General features: G+C 58.0%; 13 protein-coding genes. 10 read left to right on the top strand and 3 right to left on the bottom strand.

Translation table 11 applies throughout. The features are described from left to right. Positions 1–23 precede the first annotated feature (23 nt). Positions 24–497 carry a hypothetical protein gene (locus SBP02_RS18425; RefSeq protein ID WP_318643845.1) on the top strand — a complete coding sequence of 158 codons (474 nt, stop codon included), beginning with the start codon at positions 24–26 and terminating at the stop codon, positions 495–497. Positions 498–599: 102 nt separating this feature from the next. On the opposite strand, the gene SBP02_RS18420 is transcribed toward SBP02_RS18425, so the two are convergent. Both SBP02_RS18420 and SBP02_RS18415 read right to left on the bottom strand, forming a co-directional pair. Then, positions 600–6,815: a DEAD/DEAH box helicase gene (locus tag SBP02_RS18420; protein ID WP_318643844.1), complete on the bottom strand. Its 6,216-nt coding sequence runs from the start codon at positions 6,813–6,815 to the stop codon at positions 600–602. Positions 6,816–6,820: 5 nt separating this feature from the next. Beyond that, complete coding sequence (locus SBP02_RS18415) at positions 6,821–10,171, bottom strand: STY4851/ECs_5259 family protein (RefSeq protein WP_318643843.1); 3,351 nt, start codon at positions 10,169–10,171, stop codon at positions 6,821–6,823. 361 nt (positions 10,172–10,532) lie between these two features. Between SBP02_RS18415 and SBP02_RS18410 the strand changes: the two genes are divergently transcribed. The 9 genes from SBP02_RS18410 (at position 10,533) to SBP02_RS18370 (ending at position 18,109) form a co-directional block, all read left to right on the top strand. Further along, positions 10,533–11,153, top strand: coding sequence for a helix-turn-helix domain-containing protein (locus tag SBP02_RS18410; protein WP_318643842.1), 621 nt, complete (start codon positions 10,533–10,535; stop codon positions 11,151–11,153). Between the two features lie 29 nt (positions 11,154–11,182). After that, positions 11,183–12,010 (top strand): zinc-ribbon domain-containing protein, encoded by an 828-nt coding sequence (locus SBP02_RS18405; protein ID WP_318643841.1) that lies wholly within the window; start codon positions 11,183–11,185, stop codon positions 12,008–12,010. A 25-nt stretch (positions 12,011–12,035) separates the two neighbouring features. After that, positions 12,036–12,179, top strand: coding sequence for a hypothetical protein (locus SBP02_RS18400; protein ID WP_318643840.1), 144 nt, complete (start codon positions 12,036–12,038; stop codon positions 12,177–12,179). Positions 12,180–12,328: 149 nt separating this feature from the next. Beyond that, entirely contained in the window at positions 12,329–13,099 is a 771-nt protein-coding gene (locus tag SBP02_RS18395; RefSeq protein WP_196669956.1) for a YaaW family protein, read from the top strand. After that, the gene (locus SBP02_RS18390; RefSeq protein ID WP_318643839.1) at positions 13,092–14,045 is read left to right on the top strand and encodes a hypothetical protein; all 954 of its coding nucleotides are present in this window, start codon (positions 13,092–13,094) and stop codon (positions 14,043–14,045) included. The genes SBP02_RS18395 and SBP02_RS18390 overlap by 8 nt, the downstream gene beginning before the upstream one ends. A 248-nt stretch (positions 14,046–14,293) precedes the next feature. After that, positions 14,294–15,322 carry a radical SAM protein gene (locus SBP02_RS18385; RefSeq protein ID WP_318643838.1) on the top strand — a complete coding sequence of 343 codons (1,029 nt, stop codon included), beginning with the start codon at positions 14,294–14,296 and terminating at the stop codon, positions 15,320–15,322. After that, positions 15,319–16,185, top strand: coding sequence for a histidinol-phosphatase (locus tag SBP02_RS18380; protein WP_318643837.1), 867 nt, complete (start codon positions 15,319–15,321; stop codon positions 16,183–16,185). Before SBP02_RS18385 ends, SBP02_RS18380 begins: the two co-directional genes overlap by 4 nt. 5 nt (positions 16,186–16,190) lie before the next feature. After that, on the top strand, positions 16,191–17,312 hold the full coding sequence (locus SBP02_RS18375; RefSeq protein ID WP_318646374.1) for a hypothetical protein: 1,122 nt from the start codon (positions 16,191–16,193) through the stop codon (positions 17,310–17,312). Positions 17,313–17,374: 62 nt separating this feature from the next. Further along, positions 17,375–18,109: a glycosyltransferase gene (locus SBP02_RS18370; RefSeq protein ID WP_318643836.1), complete on the top strand. Its 735-nt coding sequence runs from the start codon at positions 17,375–17,377 to the stop codon at positions 18,107–18,109. Here SBP02_RS18370 and SBP02_RS18365 read toward each other — a convergent pair. Then, positions 18,064–19,593 carry a glycosyltransferase family 9 protein gene (locus SBP02_RS18365; RefSeq protein WP_318643835.1) on the bottom strand — a complete coding sequence of 510 codons (1,530 nt, stop codon included), beginning with the start codon at positions 19,591–19,593 and terminating at the stop codon, positions 18,064–18,066. The genes SBP02_RS18370 and SBP02_RS18365 overlap by 46 nt on opposite strands. Positions 19,594–20,134: the final 541 nt, after the last annotated feature.

Genomic DNA, 20,134 nt, shown 5'->3' with positions numbered 1-20,134 from the left:
GGCGTACCAGCCTAGAGATTGTTGTGTTTTTCGTGGTGGTTTATTCCGCCATCCATGTGCTTGTTGCGCTGCTGGTTATGCTGGTGAGCCGCAAGTGGAGGTATTTCCCAGCCATCGTGCTGGGTGTGCTTCTGGGCGGACTTGTCGGTTTGCAGTTGGGCACAGCCATGAGAATGCACGCCTATGAGCGGGCCGGCGAGCGTGCTGCGGTGCTGGTCCGTGCGATAGAACACTACATTGAGACTACGGGGGCGCCGCCTGAGCGCCTGGAGCAACTGGTGCCTGCCTTTGTCGAGACGATACCGGCGGGGCTGCCGCCACTTGAGATGGTCACGGGCGAGGCGGCTCTTAAAGGCTTCTATGGCAATCAATGGGCTCTGCTGTTCAAGGCGGGGAGTGGTTTGAACTGGGACCGGCTCGTTTACCTGCCAAGGCAGAACTATGAGCAGGTCGAGTCGAAAACTCTGCTGGGTCGCTGGGCCTACATCCACGAGTGATCATGCTGCTTTCGCAGCCGGCCCTGCCCAGCCTTCTGCTGGGCAGAGTTAACCCTGCGGAGACTCCAGAGTTTTCACTCTTACGCTCATACCTTGAGCACTCTAGCCGTTAGAGCATCCTGTGGATGAAATGAATATCTGGGTGTTTTCATCACTGGCCGCCAATACTCTGCACTGGATGCGCGTCATGATTTTTTCTCCAAGCTGAGGTGATGAGAAATCGAACCTGAGCAGATAAGGCTTTGCACTACGCTCGGCCTCCCAATACGAAAGCCCCTGATCAAACTGGATGGTCAATTGTTTGCCAGAGCGCAACTGCAGTTGCAACTGGCGGTAGTGCGGCAAAGCCGGAAGGCTGAGGACATCGGCTTCCAGGCCACAATACTCCAACGCCTGACGGATCGCGTGATCGCGCTCTTGAGATGTGCGCCAATCGTGCCGACACTGCCAAGGTGAGCGGTTGTCATCCTTCTGGTACTTACGCCCCTGAATCCTAATGGCAAAGCCTTCATCGCTATGCGCTCCGATCTCATGGATCATATTGACAAGCAGATTCACGACCAGCGGGCTGCATACATAGCGGTCGCTGTAGACCAACTCGATGATCGGATCTTGGCCTGTGATGGCATCAGCCACAAGGCTTCCGGCCTCCTGCCTTAGGTGCTCCCAGAGCCGACGAGCAAAGCCGTCGAGCGAACCATCCAGATGATTACCGATCTCGACCTTAACCAAGCCCTGGGGTGCAGGCGGCAACAAATCGCTGGTATCCAGTACGCGCTCAGGTTTCAGGGTGGGGGGTACGCCCCGAATGATCCGCACCCCGGCTGCCGCCAGATCCCAGGTGCGGCCAGGTGCGGCCAGGTTCGCATTGTCGCTGGCCCAGGCGAAGTTGCTTCGCGCCCCATGTACGGTGATGTTCAGCGCCAGCACTCCGAGATCTGGCATGGCCTTGTGCAAGCAGATCTGAATCCCGTTGAAGGACAGTTTTGCGAGCCATTCCCTCTGGTCGGAAGGCAGAGCGGCGAAGGTGCTTTCCAGCAGATGCAGTTGCACTTGGTGTCCGGCGTCTTCCCAGTTCTGTAGTTGATGCCGCAGGCGGCGGGCGACGGCAAGATCCCAGTCTTCGGCGGGAGCCGCGAGGTAGACCGTAACGGTCTTCGCGTTGTCATCTTGGGTAATCGCTCGTTCGACCGCTTCCAGCAGGGTGGTAATTTCCGCCTGACTTTGTGAACCCAAGACTGCTAGCTCAGGGGGCAACTCTAAGCCGGTAAGCCAGGTCTGGTTGATCCACTCCAGTGCAGCGTGGCGATTGAGGCGATCAGCCTCAAAGCGGGTATCAAAGCTGAGCAGGCAGCGCTGGCAGGCATGGGAGCAGTTGCAGCTGTCCAGGCGCGTGATGACCCGCTGCCACAGGCTGGAGTCATTCAGCCGTTCTGCCGCCTGAGAGGTATAGCCGCCACTGCGTAGGTCGAAAATCCTGATGGCTCGGGTTGGAGAGCCTTCGACCCTAATCGGGTGGCAATCGCAGCCTAGCTCTTCGGTCTGCACGCCCAGTTCGGCGGCTATTGCTTCCCGCAGCGCCACGGCAATCGAATAGCCGGTGATGTCATCGTTCAGCAGTTCACCATTGGAGGGGGTACGCAGTACCAACTCCAGCGCATCGGTCAGGCTGTCATGGCCGAGGTGGATGCCCTGCTTGATCTTCCAACTGTTCTGGCTGCCGGGGCAGATGTTTCCCCCGTCGTCGTTCTTGCCGCCGCGCAGACGTCTGTGCTGTGCCTTCTGGCGGAAAATGGCCGGTAGATACTGCTCATTGGCAGGGGCGGATGTATCGGGGTGGCTGAGCATGGGCTCAGCCTTGCCGCACTCTAGACAGATGGCGAAGCCCTGCTGATTGGCCCCCGACGTGTAGTGGAACAGGTGGGCCTGCTGGCTGGAGCGGAACTGGCCGAGTGCCGGGTTGGCCAGGCAGACCCAGCTGGAGGGCACATTCAGCCACGGAGCTTTGACCGGTACATACTGCAGGCGGCTGATATCGTTATGCGGCTCATCGAAGAAGTCCACAGCAAAGCCTGCTGGCACCAAGTATTCGCGAATCTCGTCCCGCTCGATCGGAGCGCCGCAGTCCTGGCAGTTGATCTCCAGTCCGGGGTTGATGGCCGTGTCGCTGGCGCCGCAATGCCCGCAGCGCCAAGCCTTCTTGAAGAGTTGTAGTTCCTTGATGCCTTCGGCGGAGGCGGGTGCATGCCAGTTCAGCGTAATGCCGGAGGACTTGTACACCAGTCCGTCCATGACTAGTTCGGCGCCAGGTGCATACTCGCGCAGGCCGGTGACGCGATCGCGGGAAGCCAGCGAGCGATATCGTGCGCGGTTGTCCTCGCGCTTATCGACTTCCTCCAGCTTCAAGGTCTGCATGCAGCGGTTATCGAAACTGACGATATCGGTTGGGAAACCATAGCCAGGTAGGAATCGCCGGTCAGCCAGCTCGCTGAGCAGATACTCCTTCTCGATACGGCTGAGTTGGGCCTCCATGGCGCGGGACGCGACGGCTTTCTTGTCGGCAATTTGCAACAGTTGAGAATGGCTTGCCTCATGCTCTTGCCGCCATGCCTGCATGATCTCAGTGAGACTGCTGCTGGCGCGCTTCAGCAGTTCAGGCTGCGGCGCGGAGTCGAGAATACTGCGTCGAGTAATGTCCTTGATGGCTTGTACTACCTGTGGCTCGGCTTCGCTTGCCTGATTGTTGCACCACAGGCAGAAACGCTTGGCCAGCGACATAGGCATTTCGCCGTCGAGGAAGAATGCGCCTGCCGTCATCGACTTGATTTCCTGGGCGGCAACAACGTGTTTCAGCCAGTGCGAGAGCAGCCAGGCGTTGATATGACGCTGTACCAGCTCAGGGCTTTGCAGGGAAACCTTGGGCATGCGCATGGGCGTGCTGAAGGGCCAGAGGGGGTTATTGAACACACTCTGATCGTGCGGGGTGTTCTTACAAACGGCTAGCGCTAGGGATCGTCCTTCACGACGACGACCAGCTCGTCCCGCGCGTTGGAGGTAGTTGGCCGGGTGCGGGGGGACGTTGTTCATGGCCACTACGCTGATGCCGCCGATATCCACCCCCATTTCCATGGTGGTCGAACAGCTCAGCAGGTTCAGCTTGCCTGCCTTGAACATGCTTTCGTAGGTGTCCAGTTTGTGCTTCGGTTGTTGGGCCGAGTGCTCGGCCGCATGGAAGTAGTTGCCGCCCTCGATAACCAGATCCATGACGTCAGACCAGAGAGACTCCTGGCGCAGCTGCTGGATTTCCGGCTGGGTGTTGAGCCAGTCACGAGTCGCCAACAGGCCGTCATCACCCGGCAGATGCAGGAGGTCTTCTGGGGGACGCGGCAGGGTGTAGGGTGTCACTTTGACGACCATCGCGCGGTCGGTACGTGGCGTATACGGGCTTAGCTGCTCGAACGGAGTGTCGATGAAGCGCCGCGATACCGGGCAGAGATAGACTTCAGTGGGCAGCCGGAAGCTCAGATCATTGAGGTCGAGCTGATAGCCATCACCCGAGGAAATCAGCAGCTTTGCCTGCTGGGTGAGTGCTTGCCAAGCGTCACGTAGGATCGAGTCTATTTGATCCTGATGAGCCGCGGTTGACCAGTTGAACGCCTTGCAGAGCAGCAGGATAGCCCGTGATTGGGCGCTGCTGACGGTATTTACCGTGGGCCAACGTGCGTAACGACCAGGCAGCCTGTCAGGCTTGCCATCAGAAACCGGAGCTACCACCCACTTGGGGCTGATACGAATGCCGATCAGTGATTGCCATTGTTTATCGATATTCAGGATGGCGTTTTGGCGGACGAAGAAATCCAGCAGTACTTTCAGGTAGGTGCGCCAGGATTCGACATCCAGGTGCGCAGGCCAGGCCATGGGTTTGGTGGTGATGTTGGTCAGCTTGGGATAGCACACCTGTACCAGTCCTAGGGTTTCCAGACTGTTGGCGCGTTTGGGTCTGCGGAAGAACTCACGGGCGAGCAGCATTTTGGCCAAGGCGATACTGTCTTGCTTGCCAAAAGTTTTGGGGGCGAGGCCGTGGTAGTAGTCCAGAATGCCCAGTTGCAGATCCGGGGTGCTGGCCAGATGGTTGACCATATCGGTCCAGCGGATTTCGGTGCCCTTGGCCGTCTCAGCTTGCTTCTCCTGCAGTTGCTCCAGATATTTCTGCGCATAGCGGTCAAGCGTTTGTGAGGCTGCACGTGCCTGCAGATCATGGAAGTCCTGTAGTTCCTCCTCTGACATGGCCGCAGCGGGTTGGGCCTGTAGAAGGCGCTGATAAATCAACCCGCGAATTCTGTTCCGCTCAGAGTCCTGCTGTAGCTTGACCGCAATGCGTGCCGTGCCTTGGCGGCTGTCGGTGAAGGAAATCAGCTTGCGGCCCTGGAAAGGCTTGCCGGACGGCATCGGGTCTGGAGGGCAAAATTCCAATAGGGTCCCAATAACCGTACTCAAGGTGAAGGGCGTGCCGATGCGGGCCGGTCGCAGCAGGCTGCGACCTTGGATTGTGGCGCCACAGCATGGGCACTCATTTTTGTGGCTCTGGAAAACCTGCAGTTCGATGTAGTCTTCCTTGGGACCATCGAACATCAGTTTCTGGCTAGTGCGATCAAGGAACTCAGAGCGGCCGTGCGTCACGGGGCGGTTGGTAATCAGGATCTGGCTCAGTGATTCACTGTCGTTATCGACTTGGTCTTCCGCATCCACAGAGTCTTCATCTAGAGAAAATTCGTCGACCTGTTGTTGCGACTGATCGATCAATCTTCCGCTGCTTGTAGGTTTTGCCTGCAAGAAGCTCTCATTGCACTCCTCACAGGAGACTAGCGGCATTAGTGGGGCATTGCAGCGGCAATGGGTTCGCTCCTCCAGATACACCATGCCGAAGGGCCACTCCGCGTGATCCAGCGCTGTGCCAGCCTTATAAGCGCAGTTTCGATCCACGCAGGCGCGGATTGCCGGGATTACATTGTGGAAGAGGTGCGCTCGTAACGGTAGGTAGGACAGCCCGTCGGCACTTTTGGTGCCGGACATCAGATCCAGCCAGGCCAGAATTTGTGCTGCCGTGAGACCGGATGCTTTCGTGAGACCCTGCAGGCTTTGCGGTTTTACTTGTCCATCAGGAATGAACAGGGAGCGCAACCTCCGAGCAGTCGGGCTGGCCTCCAGGCGCCGGTAGCGCAGCGCAGATTGCTCTTGTTCTCCCTCGATGGCCTCTATGGATTCGGGCGTGTCCTGAGAGATCTCTGGCTTGGCGTCCAGCAACGCTGGAATATCCCGGTGGCCCTGCACGACATGCACCTGCTCCGGAGCCACTCCGCCGATATCGGCGAGGAACTTGCGTAGGCTCTCGATGGTTTGCATATCCGAGCCGAAGGTAGCTGAAGTCGCAACGAAGCGGACATCCTGAGGCTTAACTTGAAATGCCAGCATCACGCGTCGCAGCAACAGAGCCATCTCAGCTGCTTGAGAACCGATATGGGTATGAGCCTCGTCAAGAATGATCCAGCGTAGCTTTCCGGCCGACTTTTGCAGGATAGACTCATCGTCTTTACGAATGAGCATGTACTCGAGCATGGTCGCATTGGTTACGAGTAGCTGTGGCGGCCGCTCTCGCAGGCTCTTACGGTCGATCACCTGGCCCTTATACTGCTGATCGGAAGCCTTTCGCTCATTCTCCAGTGCGCCTGTGTACAGACAGTGGCGAATCTGCCCGCCAAAGCCATCGGTCCAGGCGTCTAGACGATTTTGCTGTGAGTTGATCAGGGCATTCAGTGGATAGATGAACAGGGCACGAACCCCCTCCAGATCTTCCCCTGTATCGATCTCCTTCGCCAAATGGTTGAGAACCGGTACCAGGAAACATTCGGTCTTTCCTGATCCGGTGCCACTGGTAACCACCAGTGATTGCGGCTTCTGGCTATTTAATGTTTTCCAAGCCGCCAACTGGTGAGTGAATGGATGCCGGGTGTAGGGGAAGGTATATTCTTGGGCAAGATCCTTGGGCGGGGATGCCATGGCTTCAGCAAGACGCGGGTGCAATAGATTGCCGCCGGACAGAGATCCCATGGTTTCATTGCTTTCTTCCCAACCGAAGGTCGGTTCGAAAACTGGATCTGCAAGCCAGGCTCCTGGGGTGCCCGGTGAGGCGATCAACTGATCATGCAGGAACTGGCGCAGGTGGGGGCTGCCAAGGCTGAGCAGGCCCTGCGCAGCACGTTCGCTGCGGGTGCTCAGGTTCGTGGTTAGGGCGGAGAAATAATTCTTTTTATAGAGCATAGGACTCACTTGTGCATAGAGTCGGCTTGCGCCATGGCCAGACCGAGTTCATAGGCAGAATCAAACCAGACGGTATCGAATAGGCGAGCATTTCTGAGGCTGAGCAGGCGTGCCGGATCGGCTTGCCACTGTCTGCCATGGCCGGCGTGGGCGTCGAAGGCCGCCATGAAGGGCAGCATTACCACGGCCAACTTGAAGTCGTTGGCAGGAAGCTTGCTGCAGCGGAGTAGTAATTGGCCATGCGTAGTTTTCAGGAATGCCCCGATATTTGTATTCCCGGCGCCAGGGTATTGATGGGTTTCAGCAGGGTTGCGTTGGAACATCCGCTGCATGGCAGATTTCTCTCCCCCTTCAAACAGCCTGTCTAACCAGATTTCGGTCAGCACCGTCGGGTTTTTCAGGAAGAACCCCACATCCTGGCTTTGGAGATCGAAGTAGCGGTGGAAGCCCTGTTCGAAAATGAAGCGCAGTGCAGGTTGCCAGCGAGATAGGTACTGACTCTTGCTCTGGATGTCGTGGCGGATGATCGACAATAGTCTGTCGTCGCTAGCGGCAAACTGCTGACGAAGTATCGCGAAGGTTTCGAACCAGTGGTCTGGAGCGATGAGCATCCACTCGAAGGGCAGCTCTGAGGGCAAGCGTTCAGCCATGCGACTGGAGAAGCCGTCTAGGAGCAGTGTGGTCATGGTGAGCGCTTGCGGCTCACGTATCAGTGCCTGGCAAATATCCAGGCTGGCCGGTGGCAAGTGGTGCAGTCGCTCAAGTAGAAGTTCCAGCGTTTGCCAGTCCTTATCTTGCGGGTCAGCAGCCATGGAGCGCAGAGCGGCTCTAAGCATGCTTATGCGCACCTCGCCATCGGACTCGCAGAGCGCCTGACGCAGAGGAGTCAATGGCTTCGGCAGGCCAATCATGGTCGGTGGAACAACTGTCGGGCGGCAATGCAGTGGTGATCCGTCTGAGGTGTAGATCAACCAGGGTCCAGTCGCATCTGTCGGCAGGCTGATCAGCCAGTTGCCTGTGAATACCTGCTCGGAGAAATGCAATGGTAGGCTGACCGGCTCATGGTCAGGCTCGGCCAGCGGTAGAGCTAGCATCAGGCCCTCCGCTTGGGGCTGCTCGAGAATGAGGTCTCGGCCTCCATCACTCAATGACACCATCTGTCTCTGGCTGTGAGGGCGGATGCGTGTCGAGTAGCGGCCGACTTGAAGGCGAGCAAGTGTCTGATGGGTATGTTCTAGCTCCAACTGCACAGCATGATCTAGTCCCGGGTGGCAGGAAAGCATCTGTTGGATCGCCGGGATCAGCTCGAACAGCCGTATCTCTCGAATTCCCGTGTAGCGAATTTCCTGAGACAGGGTGGAGCGAGCATCGGGTCCAACAGACGTCAGGCGAACCTGCCAATGCTCTGCGCCCTCTGCCGACATTAAAAGGGCACGACAACCGATCAACTCATCGATGGTCAGGGCCTGATTGGGCCTGAGAGGTAGATTGTTGCGCTGCAGCGTGACGCCATAACCGGGGAACGGTAGCGTGAGCCTATGCTCGCCGTCGGGCCATTGCAGGCAGAGCGGAACCGAAGTAGCAGGCCGATCGCCCGTGCTTTTCAGCCTGAGGACTAGGGTTGTCCCATCATGTCGGCTGTCCAGCGCGATCTCTTCGTTCTCGCAACGGACTGGTAGGTCGGGCCATTTATCGAGCCGAATGGTCCCTTCCAGGGTGCTTGCCGCTGGAACATAGGTAATGGAAGCTCCCTCCGGGAGGAGTACGGCGCGGGTACTCAGCAAGCGCTGGCCATCCTTGCGCCAGATCAGACGGCATAGTCCTGGCGTCTGCGCCTCACCGAGTGGTAGCTCCTTGGAGTTGCTGCGAACAAAAAGCTCATGGGACGGCGCGTAACTGGAATGCCCCGGATCCTGATCGACTCGAAGGCGTGGCGTACCGCGGAACAGCAGGCCCGGCACAGAAAGCGCCTCTAGGCTATTACCTTGCCAGTAGGCTTCCGGGCGCTGCGTAGCACTGGCGCTGATGGTGACAGTGAACGCTTGTCCGCGATAAGCAAGCCTTGTTTTGCCGGCCGGAAGCTCTATCAGCATCTGCCCATCAGCAAGGCAGTCGTGAAGTTCACGAGTCTCGCCTTCCTCGGCCAATACGATGGTTCTTGCCGGCATGACCGCCAGTGCGGACAGCCCCTTCACCAGTGCATCACCCTGCGCAATCAGACGAGCAAAGGGATAAGTATTTTCGAAGATCAGCGGTTCGTCGTGGCTTAACGCTTCGCCGCCGGGCAGGTTGGCGATGTGCAAAGTGGCGCCCCAGCGACTGACTATCAGCTGCGCAGATTCGTGCACAGTTTGAATGGAGGGCAGCGGTCTGGCGATAAGCTGATACTCGTCATCCCTTAGCAATGCTTCGCCGACTAGGTGCTCCCGCTCCCCGATGCGTAGCAGCAGTTGGAAGTGCGGCGGCAGCCGATCAGCAGCCAAGCCCAGTGATTCGGCAACTTGATCTCGCTTGGCTTGTGCCTGCATTGCAAAGGACAGCTCGTAGACGGGCATGGAGCCATCTGAGCTGAAGCGCAGGCCACGTTGAATCTGGAAAGGGGGGCGTCTGGACTGGGGGGTGATGTTGACTGTGACACGGACCAGGCCCTTAATGAGACTGGCTGCGGCCTGACTGTCGAGCGCGATGGGAAAGAGCTCTTCCCACTGAGGGCATTCTTCCTGCAGCTTCGCGATCGGATCTTGGGCACCGTTCAGGGCATAGGTCCTGCGGATATGCAGCACTGCCTTGATCAGGTTATCCAGTAGCTCATAGACCGGTGCCTGCTGATAGCATGCAGGCAAAAGAGTAGCCTGGGCTTCAATAGCCTGACGCAGTTGCTCATCGCGCAGGTCGTAGTCCACCGCCTGTAAGGTGACCATGCGCAGTAGGCCGGAGAGTCCGCCCTGCGCCGACTCGACCAAGCGCATAGGCAGGCCGCCATTCACCGCTACTAGGCCGATGAAGCGTTTGCCTTCATTCTTGATGGCGGTTTGCAGGCGCCATTGGCGACGCCCTTCGATGACCAGCTTGCGAGTCTTCTCATGTGACATGCCCCGCTGGCCTGCCGCCTCGCACAGCGGAGCCCAGCGCCATGCGCCACCTGAATATTCCCGCTTCCACCACTCGGCGGCAAACAGTAGCCAAGCCTGAGGGTAACTGGAAGTTAATTGCTGCCCTCCAGGAAGATCCTGCAAAAGCCGGCGCAGAGCCTCGAACTCTTCTGAGGAGGTCTTATAGGCAAAAAGGGGACGGCCATCTGGCTCTTGCAGTCTACGCCTGGATAGAAAATCTGAGATCCATTGGACAAGCGCCACACATAATTCCTTTTTGTGAACGACTGAGCTGCCTCAAGGGGCGATTTTCGGATCGTGTCTTTTTTTCAATCTCAAAACAAGGTAGCTGATCCTGCCTGGGCGCTCTGGCTCTCAAGCGGATTGGTAGAAGTGAGCTAATCAAGCGATGAGTAGTCACCGTTGAGTAAGGCAGCCGCCAAACCACCGAGATCGCTTTGGGTCTTTTCACATTGGACAGACCAACCGGGTCAATGAGGATGCATAGGGAGTGGAGTGCTTGTGCTCCATTTTCATTGGTGTTTGGAGTGTATGCGCTCCACTCTTGTTTGTAATGGCGATTTGCCACGCTTAATCTTCCGTCATCGCAACACGGAAGATTGCCATGGATAGAAACCTGCCAGATGGTCCGCCCAAGGCGCTGGGCCAGTACTTCAGCGATAACCTTTGCGCCGTGCTGGCCGTTGCCGGCAAGCCGCGCGATAACGGCACTGCAGGGCCAATCACGGCAACCCGCATACAGCGCGAAACAGGTGTTGCCCGCAGCACCCTCCGGGCATTGAAGTCACGGCGTGGCGAAGTTGCAGCTAATCCAGACCTCGACACGCTTGATCGAATCGCCGATGTCCTTGGTGTTCCTCCGGCTTTCCTACTTATGCGCCCCCAGGACTGGGTTGCCTTGGCCAATGCCATGGGCAGCATCAACGATTACCTGGCTGCTGCTGTGAAACTGCATAACGACGGCCAGTTGGACTTCGGAAGCCCGGTCGAAAAGGTGTTGCGCGAATGTAAGGTTCACCCCGATGCCCGCCCGATGGGGGTTGGCTCCTCTCCAGAGATCAAGCGCGCAACCGCGAGGGATGAATGGCGCCGCCTCGCCTGCCTCAAGCTCAATGCCTTGATGCTCCGCCCAGTCCATGCCGCCCAGCCTCGCGTTGCGCTGGCCGCAGTAGCTGGTGCGCTAGTGAGCCGGGGGACTCCACACGACCCGAACATCGGCGACTAGGTCATCGAACATTCAAGAGGAATCGCAGTATGTCAATCATTCATGACGCCGACCTGGCAGGCGTGCTGATGAGCGCTAGCGCTGACGATATTGGGCTGCTGATCGACGTCATCACCGACAGCGGTAAGGGGCGGATCTCGTTGTCCTCAGCGATTTGCCGCCAACTGACCGCGGCGAAGGAGGGTGAAGTCGGCGACTACGAGCGCGCATTGGTCGCCGAAGAGCTCACGCGGTTTGGCGGCAACTCGCTGATGAACCTGTTCCGGGGCGGCAGCGGCGTGTCTTATGTAGAACTGCTGAGCGATGTTGCTTCTCACGTGGGTGTCTCGAAGACCGGCACGGGCGATTGCGCGCAGATGGAAATGGCCATCATCGCCAAGGTGGTCGAGCAGTCGATTGGTCGCATGAGCGAGGAAGACAAAGAAACCTTCTTTGAGTCGATGGGGGCCAGCTACCGGCCGGGAATGGGCGCGGCTGCCCTGGCAGCGCTGATCACCAGCCTGAGTGCCAGCTCGACTGCCTACCGGCTTGCCGCAGTAGTGGCCAGCGCAACGATGAGCAGCCTGGTCGGCCGGGGCGTCGCGTTTGCCGGGGGCGCTGCCATGGGCAGGGGATTGGCGGTGCTCTCAGGGCCCGTCGGCTGGGCAATTACCGGCATCTGGACGGCCTTCGAGTTGGCCAGCCCGGCCTACCGGGTGACGGTGCCATGCGTCATCCAGATTGGCCACATGCGCCAGAAAATGCTGCTCAAGGACGGGTGCCCTGAATGCCACGCGTCGATTCCCGCTGGCAGTAAGTTTTGTAGCAGTTGCGGCGCACGGCTTGCGAGTCGCTTACCTCATTCCATTCACGATTAGTGTCCCCGACCCGAAGGAGTCTCTCATGAACCCTACGATCTCCCCGTTGGAGTTCTTGCTCACCAACGTCATCTGTTTCGCCGCGGGTGCTGTCGTGGTTGTCGCGCTGCAGTTGGCGGGCAAAGCGGCATATGCCGCTGGGAAGCGCAGCTCAAATGCTCATGCGTGACGTACAGATGATGTGTACCAGGTGAGCAGAGAAAACGATAAAGGATTAACTATGTCCGGTAATGAGCATGTGAGCCGACTGGCCGCGCTGACCCATAGAGCGGGGCTGATCAGTCAGGACGCTTGCCAGCAGAACAAGGAGTTGCTGTAGTGACCAGCATCGATATCAGCAATACCCGCCAGCTTCTGGAGCGTGCCAGCAATGATGATCTGGAACCTCTGGTGGAATACATCCTCAAGGCCAATACCGAGTCGCTGTCGAAGCAAGTGGACTTCAAGCGCAGCCACCCGGAACACCGCCGCTATGCCAGTTCGATCCTTGATGAGCTGCGTTTGTTCGGCGGGAACAGCTTCGTCAACCTGTGGCGTAAGAGCGGGCCTTCCTACACCGAGGTGGTCCGGGATGTTGCCAGCAAGCTCAAGGTCAAGGGGGCTGGCTCAATGGAACTCATTGAACTGGAGGAGGCGATGGTGCAGTCGATCCTCCGTCAGGCGTTGGAGAAGTCGTCGGGCGAGGATCGCCGCGAGCTGGAAGTGATTCTGCGCGAGGCGGGGCTCGACAAGACCAAGATGACGGCTCTGCTGAATGGTTCGGCACTGAGTGGGCTGGTAGTGCCGGCCGTAGCACGGCTGATCCTCTATCGCACTTCGACGGTGATCGTGAACTCGATGGCTCAGCAGCTGCTTGGGCACGGGCTGCGCAGTGCGGTGGTTGCTGGGGGAACCTTCGCTGGCGGTCGTGCCGTCGCCGCGCTAGCCGGGCCGGTCGGCTGGGTGATAGCCGGTGTCTGGACCGCCGTGGATCTGGCCGGCCCAGCCTACCGGGTCACCATCCCTTGCGTGTTGCAAATCGCCATGCTGCGTCTCAAGGCTCGTGCCGAGGCCGCGACTGACTTCATGAATGGAGCTTTCGATGGCTGAGCTAAATGTGATTTTCGATGTGCCGGAGGCGATTGCCGAGGGGCTGAAAAACGGTGTTTATGAACGTATCGGTGGCGTCATCCGCAGGGTGGGTGACAAGCAGATCGTGATGTGGCTGCAGGAAGGTGTGCTGCTGGAACGTGATACTGCCGAACAGTTGCTCAAACAGGGGGCCGAGCATGTCCAGTTGCTGCGTCAGCAGGCTGAGCAACTGCAAATGCTCGGTGTGCAACAGCAGTTGATCATGGGGCTGCAGGTGGCCAATCTGGCGGTCAGTGTCGTGGGCTTTGCGCTCACGCTGTACAAGCTGCAGGGTATCGAGAACCAGCTTAGACACATGGATGGCAAGCTCGACGACATCCGGCAGGGTGTCGAGTGGCTAGATGTCAGGCAGATGATCAGCCGGCTGGCTCCTTTACATGCCTCCCTGCAGCATGTACGCGAGGCCGGGCTGTATCGTAATGCCGCGATGATGCAGCAGCAGCTCGGCATTGCTAACAGCCAGCTCGCAGAGAGCCAAAGTTACTTTGGTGGGCTATTGCAGCATGTGAGTGAGCGTTCGTTTGAGTATATGCAGCCCGGCGAGTTCGCGGCCGCTTACCGGGGTTGGGTGATGTCTGCGCAGGGGCGGTTGCAGGTGCTGGCTCGTTTGGGGGAAATGGATCTGGCTGCGCATCTCGCCAATGAGTTCAAGGAACGTCATGCCGGGTTCGGTCAGCGGCTGCAGCAAAGCCTGAATAATCCGGCGCTGCGCCTAATGGCGGGTCAGCAAGGCGAAGCCAATCATGCTCGCTTGCTTAGCATCGCTGAGCAGGCCGTCGGTGCACACGAGATCATCCGCGGCAACGTTATGCAGCTGGAGTTCATGCGCGATGAGCAATTGGATCTGCCAATTCTGAATAGTCCGGCCGGGTATCAAGGATTGGCGTTCTGCCGAGTGGGCTGATTGGCTCGCAATAGATGCGACGCAATTTGCGGAATACCCGGAGCAGTCTGCGGTAAGAGCACCGGATACTGAACCGCCTCATTCATTCGCACTCGGTGCAGATCCAGTAATTGCAGGTCAACGTCCCGTACTGGGGCTGACCTGCATCCCCCTTTGCATACGGAGCGCGGGCTTGCGTGGCCAGCGTTACGTTTCCTTTAGGACAGTTGCCCGCGTTGTTGGCGCGAGGCTGTATAGAGTCATCGGACATGGATCTCCAAGGTCATCTGCTTTACATCGACATCACCCAGATATGCGGCATCGGCTGTGCCTTCTGTATGTACGCCGACAAGCACAAAGCGGGCATTAGCATGGAGCTATCAACGTTGGCGCGGGAAAACCTCGCTAGGTTGATCAATGCCCCGGAGGTCAAGCGCATCTCTATCAGCGGCGAAGGCGAGCCGCTCAACAACGCCAAAGTGTTCCACGAGATTCTCGGGTTGTCCGAAGGCGGCAATTGCTTCGAATTCATCACCAGTGGGTTCTACCCACATGACAAGATGGCGGACTTCTACGACACGACGAACCGCATCGTCTCGGGCAATGGCGACACCTGCAATATTCGCCTGAGCGCCGACAGCCACCATATCGAGAAGGTCAAATGGCGAGCCCATGGTTTCAGTCTGGACTACCTGCGGCGTCGGCGGCCGGCCGGGCTGAGTTTCTCGTTCCGGTCGATCGATACTGATCGTGACTTCACTCGCGAGTACCTGAAGTCCGAACTGGCCTACTGGGGGCTTGAAACAGCCATCGAGCCGCGGAGTGTGCTGGAAGACGTACTGGTCGCGCGCGGCGAGTGCTTCGGCATCGACTACAAGAACCTCGTACACCCCGCTCCAGGAACCGCCCCCGGTTATCTGGACATGCTGGGCTACATCGAGGCGATCGAGTCCAAGGTCAACAAGCGCTTCACGTTCGGCAGCCTGAACAAACCGCCGCATGCCAACGGTTTGGATGTCACGGTGAAGCCTAGCGGTGACGTATACCTGTATGGCATCGAGAACCAGCGCCTGGGCAACATTCACTTTGATCGAGTCGATTGGCAACGGCTAGTTGCCCACGTGCGGGAGACACCTCTAATCCGAGCGCTCTATACGCAACCCTTGACAGAGTTGCTGGCTCGCCTGGAGAACACGGACCTGTTGCGTTCAATCATTGCCAAGACGAACAACCCCTACTGGCTAGTGAAGGAGTTGGCAGGTCATGCCGGGTTGCTCGAACAATGGGAGGCTGCATGATCGACTCACACAGCCACACCTCTTATTCGAAGCATGCGACCGGCACTGTCGATGAATTGGTTCGCGCCTCGATCGCCGCCGGCGTGACCATCCTGACCATCACCGACCACGCGCCGTTCCCCGTGGATACGGACAATCGTCTGCTCGCGTCCGAACTTGATCGCTATTTCGCCGACATCGAGCGGACGCGGGAGATCTACCAGGGGCAGATCACCATCCTGTGTGGCCTGGAGCTCGACTACATGCCAGGCACCGACGCCTTCAATCGCGAGCTGCTTGCTCGTTACCCGATGGACTTCGTAATCGGCTCGATTCATTACGTGGAAGATCCAGACAAAACCATGGTGAAGGTCTGGGAACTTCCGCGCCTTGCCGGGCAGGCGTTCCTAGATCGCTACTTCGCCAATCTCGAAGGTCTGTTAGACAGTGGACTGTTCGATGCCGTAGGGCACGCCGACACCTTGCTGCGTGGCGTGCCGGAAGACATCTTCCTGCGCCGTTTCGAACCTTTGCTGACGCCGCTCGCCAGAAGCGGTATCGCATTCGAGCTCAATGCCTCAGGTCTTCGAAAGTCGAGCCTTGACCCTACAACGGGTAGGGAGGTTCAGGGCTTTTGGTCTTATCCGTCTCGGGAATTGGTGGCACAGCTCATCGCACACGAAGTGCCCTTCACGGTTGGGTCTGATGCCCATGACCCGAGTGATGCCGGTGCGGGCATTGCCGAGCTGCTCGAGGCCCTGAGGCCTTTGGGGCTGAAGAGCATTAGTTACTACGAGAGGCGCCGACGAATCGATATCGCCCTCGACAGCCTGGCGTTACCGGGCACACCAGCAACTTTGACAGAAGGACTTGAACGGCCTTGAACATGATGACCCCCGGAAATTCCCCGCTATGGTCCGAGGTACTTAAGAGCCCGGTTGATGTCCAGTTGGCGATGTTTCGTCAGGCTTCCGCTCAGCCCCGTGCTGATGATGTGAAAACTGGTTTCCGCGCGTTCGCTGCCGACCTGTTTGCACGCGAACTGGTCAGCATGGCCGAGTATGTTTCGATTTTCGGCGGAACTGCCCTGAACTGCCTTACACCTGCCGAGTCGGGGTTGTTCCGCGACATGGCCACGGACACCGATGCCACAGCACTGGCCGGGATCTACAGCCGTGCAAAATACGGCAGTGTGGGTGACATCCAGTATCTCGCACGACAACTGATCGACTACCTCTGCGGCGAGCTGGATAGGTCGGACTCGCAATGGTCATGCCTGTTCCGGAACGCCAAGGCTTGTGGTGACAACGTGGTGATGATGACCACTGGTTGGCGCAATGTGCCGTCCACGGCGAACGTGCTCTATGAGATTGTGGTCGAGGAGGTCAACGTCAAACTGGCGCATATGGCGTTGCCGACCATCATCAACGTCAAGCTACCCAGGATTGCGCCACCCTGCGAGGACTACGCCAGCCTCAGCACCGAGGAACGCGAGCACGTCAATCTGGTCCAGGATCACGTCATTCCGGCTGAGAATTTCTACCGCTGGAGCGGTGTGCATGTGATTTTCGGCGACGATGTGTTGGTTACCGGATCTACCGCCGACAAAGTGCTTTATGAATCCATGTATAGCGGTGCCAAGTCGTTCCACGCGATCTACCCGGTGGCGATTGATCCCCGTGTGGCGCTCGGCGATGCCTCAGTCGAGGACCGACTGAATAGCGTGGTGGTCGAGCAACGGCTGGACGATACTGTTGCGGAGCTGTTGTCTGCGCGGGACTACCAACCAATCCTGCGCACCCTGCGCCTGTTGTTCGGGGAGGGAAACCGAGAGTCTCTCGCGGCCTTCCTGCCGAAGGTGCCTGCGCCGACCTGGCTGCGCCTGTACAAGTCTGCCTTGGGTAACGAGTTTCTAGGTCAGCTGCAATGTGCTCCTTCCTTGGTGTTGCTCAGGGAGTACCTGACAAATGCCGGGTTGCTAAGTACCGATGGCAGGGCGATTCACCCGTGAACAGCTGCCTTCATGGTTCCGTGCGATATGTGAGCTATTGGGAAAGTGCCCCTGGGCAGGTTATGCCAGCCTATGTCGCGCTGGCATTGGTCTCGATGCGTAGAGCCCTGGGTGAGCGCTTTCAATTGCTTACACCGCGGACGGTCCAGGACCTGATTGACCCTCGAATCCTTGGTAAACCATGGGCCTTTGAACCGTTGCCATTCACTCTGGCGGAGGGGATCGAGGCCATAGTTGCTAAGAGCGACTTCATCCGCATGGCCTTCGTCCATCGATATGGAGGCGCGTGGGTGGATGCGGACACACTGTTCTTGCGCGACCCAACCAGCTCGCTGTTTCCGGCAGGCCTTAGTCATAAGCTGCATTGGCATAGTGAATGTATTTTCGCGTCCCAACCGGGAAACCCCCTGCTTGCCCGGGCGTTGGCTACTGGACTGGAAGGAGGTGCCCATGCGTGGGGTAATCCTGGGCGTATCAAGGACATCGTGGCGCAATCTGCTGACGAGCTGGTGCCTATTGCCGGAGATGTCGTCGACCCCGGCTACCGACCACGGTACAACTTCGCAAGCTGTGAGGTGATGCGTCGCCAGGATGTGGGCGTTGCAGATTTCCTGGTTAGCGATACAACCTTGCTCAAGCTCTACAACACCTACTTTCGGCGTACGGCCAAACGTATGGAATCTGTTGACGAGTTTCTCTCTGGCGGTACCTTGCTGGCCAAATTGTTCCTGCACATAGAGGCTGATCGTGGCTATTGGCTAGGAGAGAGCGAGCGGCTGATGGGCGCCGTTAGTTGATCTGGGGGTGTCAGCGTTACAGCGCTTGCACGCAGATGAATCTGACACTCACGGACCTCGCTCAGGTTTAACTGCTGGGCTATCACCTCATGAACAGTCGGTGTGCCACGGTGAGGGGAGGCGTGGGCAACGTACAACCATGCGGGCACGCGCGTTGGTAATGGGCCGAACTCGAGCTCAATGCGTACCAGGTCGAATACTTCAGTCGTCCGTCCGCTCGGAGTCCAGGCAAGCGGAGCAGTGCGATGGTCGGGCTGCGCCACTTCGAGAGGACATTCGAGCTCCAAGTTTATGGTCCCGGGGTGACAGTCTGCGACCTCGGGGAAGTCCTTGCTGATCAGTGGCAACTGGCGAGCGAGGGTTCCCTGCGCGACGCCTAGACCGGGCACTATCCTCGCCCTGAGCGAATGGAGTTGCTCAGTTTCGGGGGTAGTGGCCAACAACTCGTGAAGGTCGTCCAACAGAGCCTCTATAGAGAACGCATTCATATCCTTCTTGCCGGCGCGTCGAATCTGACCAGTGTGTTGCTGGCTGTAGACGACCCGCGTCAAAGGAGAAGATGGGGGAAGCCACGGGTTGGCTTGTCCTGCGATGCCTGGGTAGATTGCCACCAACTTTGTTTCTAGGCCGACCGCCATGTGTACGATTGCCGTGTCGACACTGATCACGACCTGTGCGCAGCGAATGTACCCGGCGACATCCTTGGGGGATGCCAGTCCATGGACGACGCGCACGTTTCGTCTAGCCACCGCTACTTCTATGCGCAGCGCATCATCTCGGGTCGTGGGGCTGCACAGGATGCCGACAGACCGGGTTGGATAAGCATCGGCGATGGAGTGCAGCAAACTCACGGATCGATCGAAGGCCAAGCATTTGTCTGTGCGGCTCGCGTAGGGGTTGAATAGGATTGTCGGGGCGAGGGTGGGGGGCGGCATCGTGTTAGGAAGGGGAACGATGTACTTCCTATCGACCATGCGTGCACCCAAGTCCATGAGTACGCGCCGGTAGCGCTCGGCCATGTCGAGGCCGGCAGTTGCTTCACCGAACTTGCGATTGACGCAGCGTAAACGGTCATCAAGGGAGTACACGCGGGCCGGACGCAGCAATCGCAGAAACAGGATCTCCGCAGGCTGGATTCTCCCTACCAGATGCACCACGACATCGACCTGTCCAAGCTGCTGCGCCAGGTGGCGAAGTTCGAGTACTCCAGGATTGGCGTTCGTGATCACGACCTGATCCACACCAAAGTCCAGCGCGTGCATCTGGGCAAGCTCTACGACCGTCAGCACGGTCACCCGGGCATTGAGTCTGCGAGCCTCGCGAAAGAAGAAAGACGAAACGATCGAGTCACCCAGTTTGGCATCCCAACGGGGGACGAGAATGTGCAGGCTTTCTTTCGTGCTTCTGGGCTTTGGCAGCCTGTCGGCCAGGAGACGAATGACCGCGCGCACGAGCATTCGGCGAATATCCTGCAGGAATGACATGTTATTCAGGTACTCGAATTCTTATGAGGGAAAGCTTGGCTTCTTGTGGCTGAAAATCGCCGCCATCTACTTTTTCGCGAGTCCGCTATTGGCCGGCTTTTGCACTTAACCCTGTTAAGTATCTCTTGAGTTAGGTGCTGGCGGTGCTCCGGGGAGCCAGCCACGAGTAGAGGCTGGAAACTCAATCCGACCCACCACTTTCCCAATGCCGTATCGCGGTGGGCTTTTGAATCGCACCTTCTACAGATCGATGCCTTCTGCTGGGCTAATGTATCTTTGCTGATCTGCACCAGATCGACCATCGCCGTACATACAGTACCGAGAGACCCTATGTATGACCTGCTTTGCGTGTGCTTTTGTTTTATTTACGGCAGTTACTGCCCAAATTTTGTGGCGTAGTCTGCCAATCTGCCCTTGTTCCGGTGCTGCCCCTATCTCTGGCATATTTTTTCATCCATAACTTGGAACATATAAAACTTCTTTAGAACTGGCGTGATTGTGGAGCCCGCTCATTCAAACTGCTACTACGGCTTGAGGGGGC

This window comes from Pseudomonas benzenivorans (assembly GCF_033547155.1).
GTDB classification, from domain to species: Bacteria; Pseudomonadota; Gammaproteobacteria; order Pseudomonadales; family Pseudomonadaceae; genus Aquipseudomonas; species Aquipseudomonas benzenivorans_B.
The sequence above is the reverse complement of the archived record's forward strand: the minus strand, read 5'-3'. Positions and strand labels throughout refer to the sequence as shown.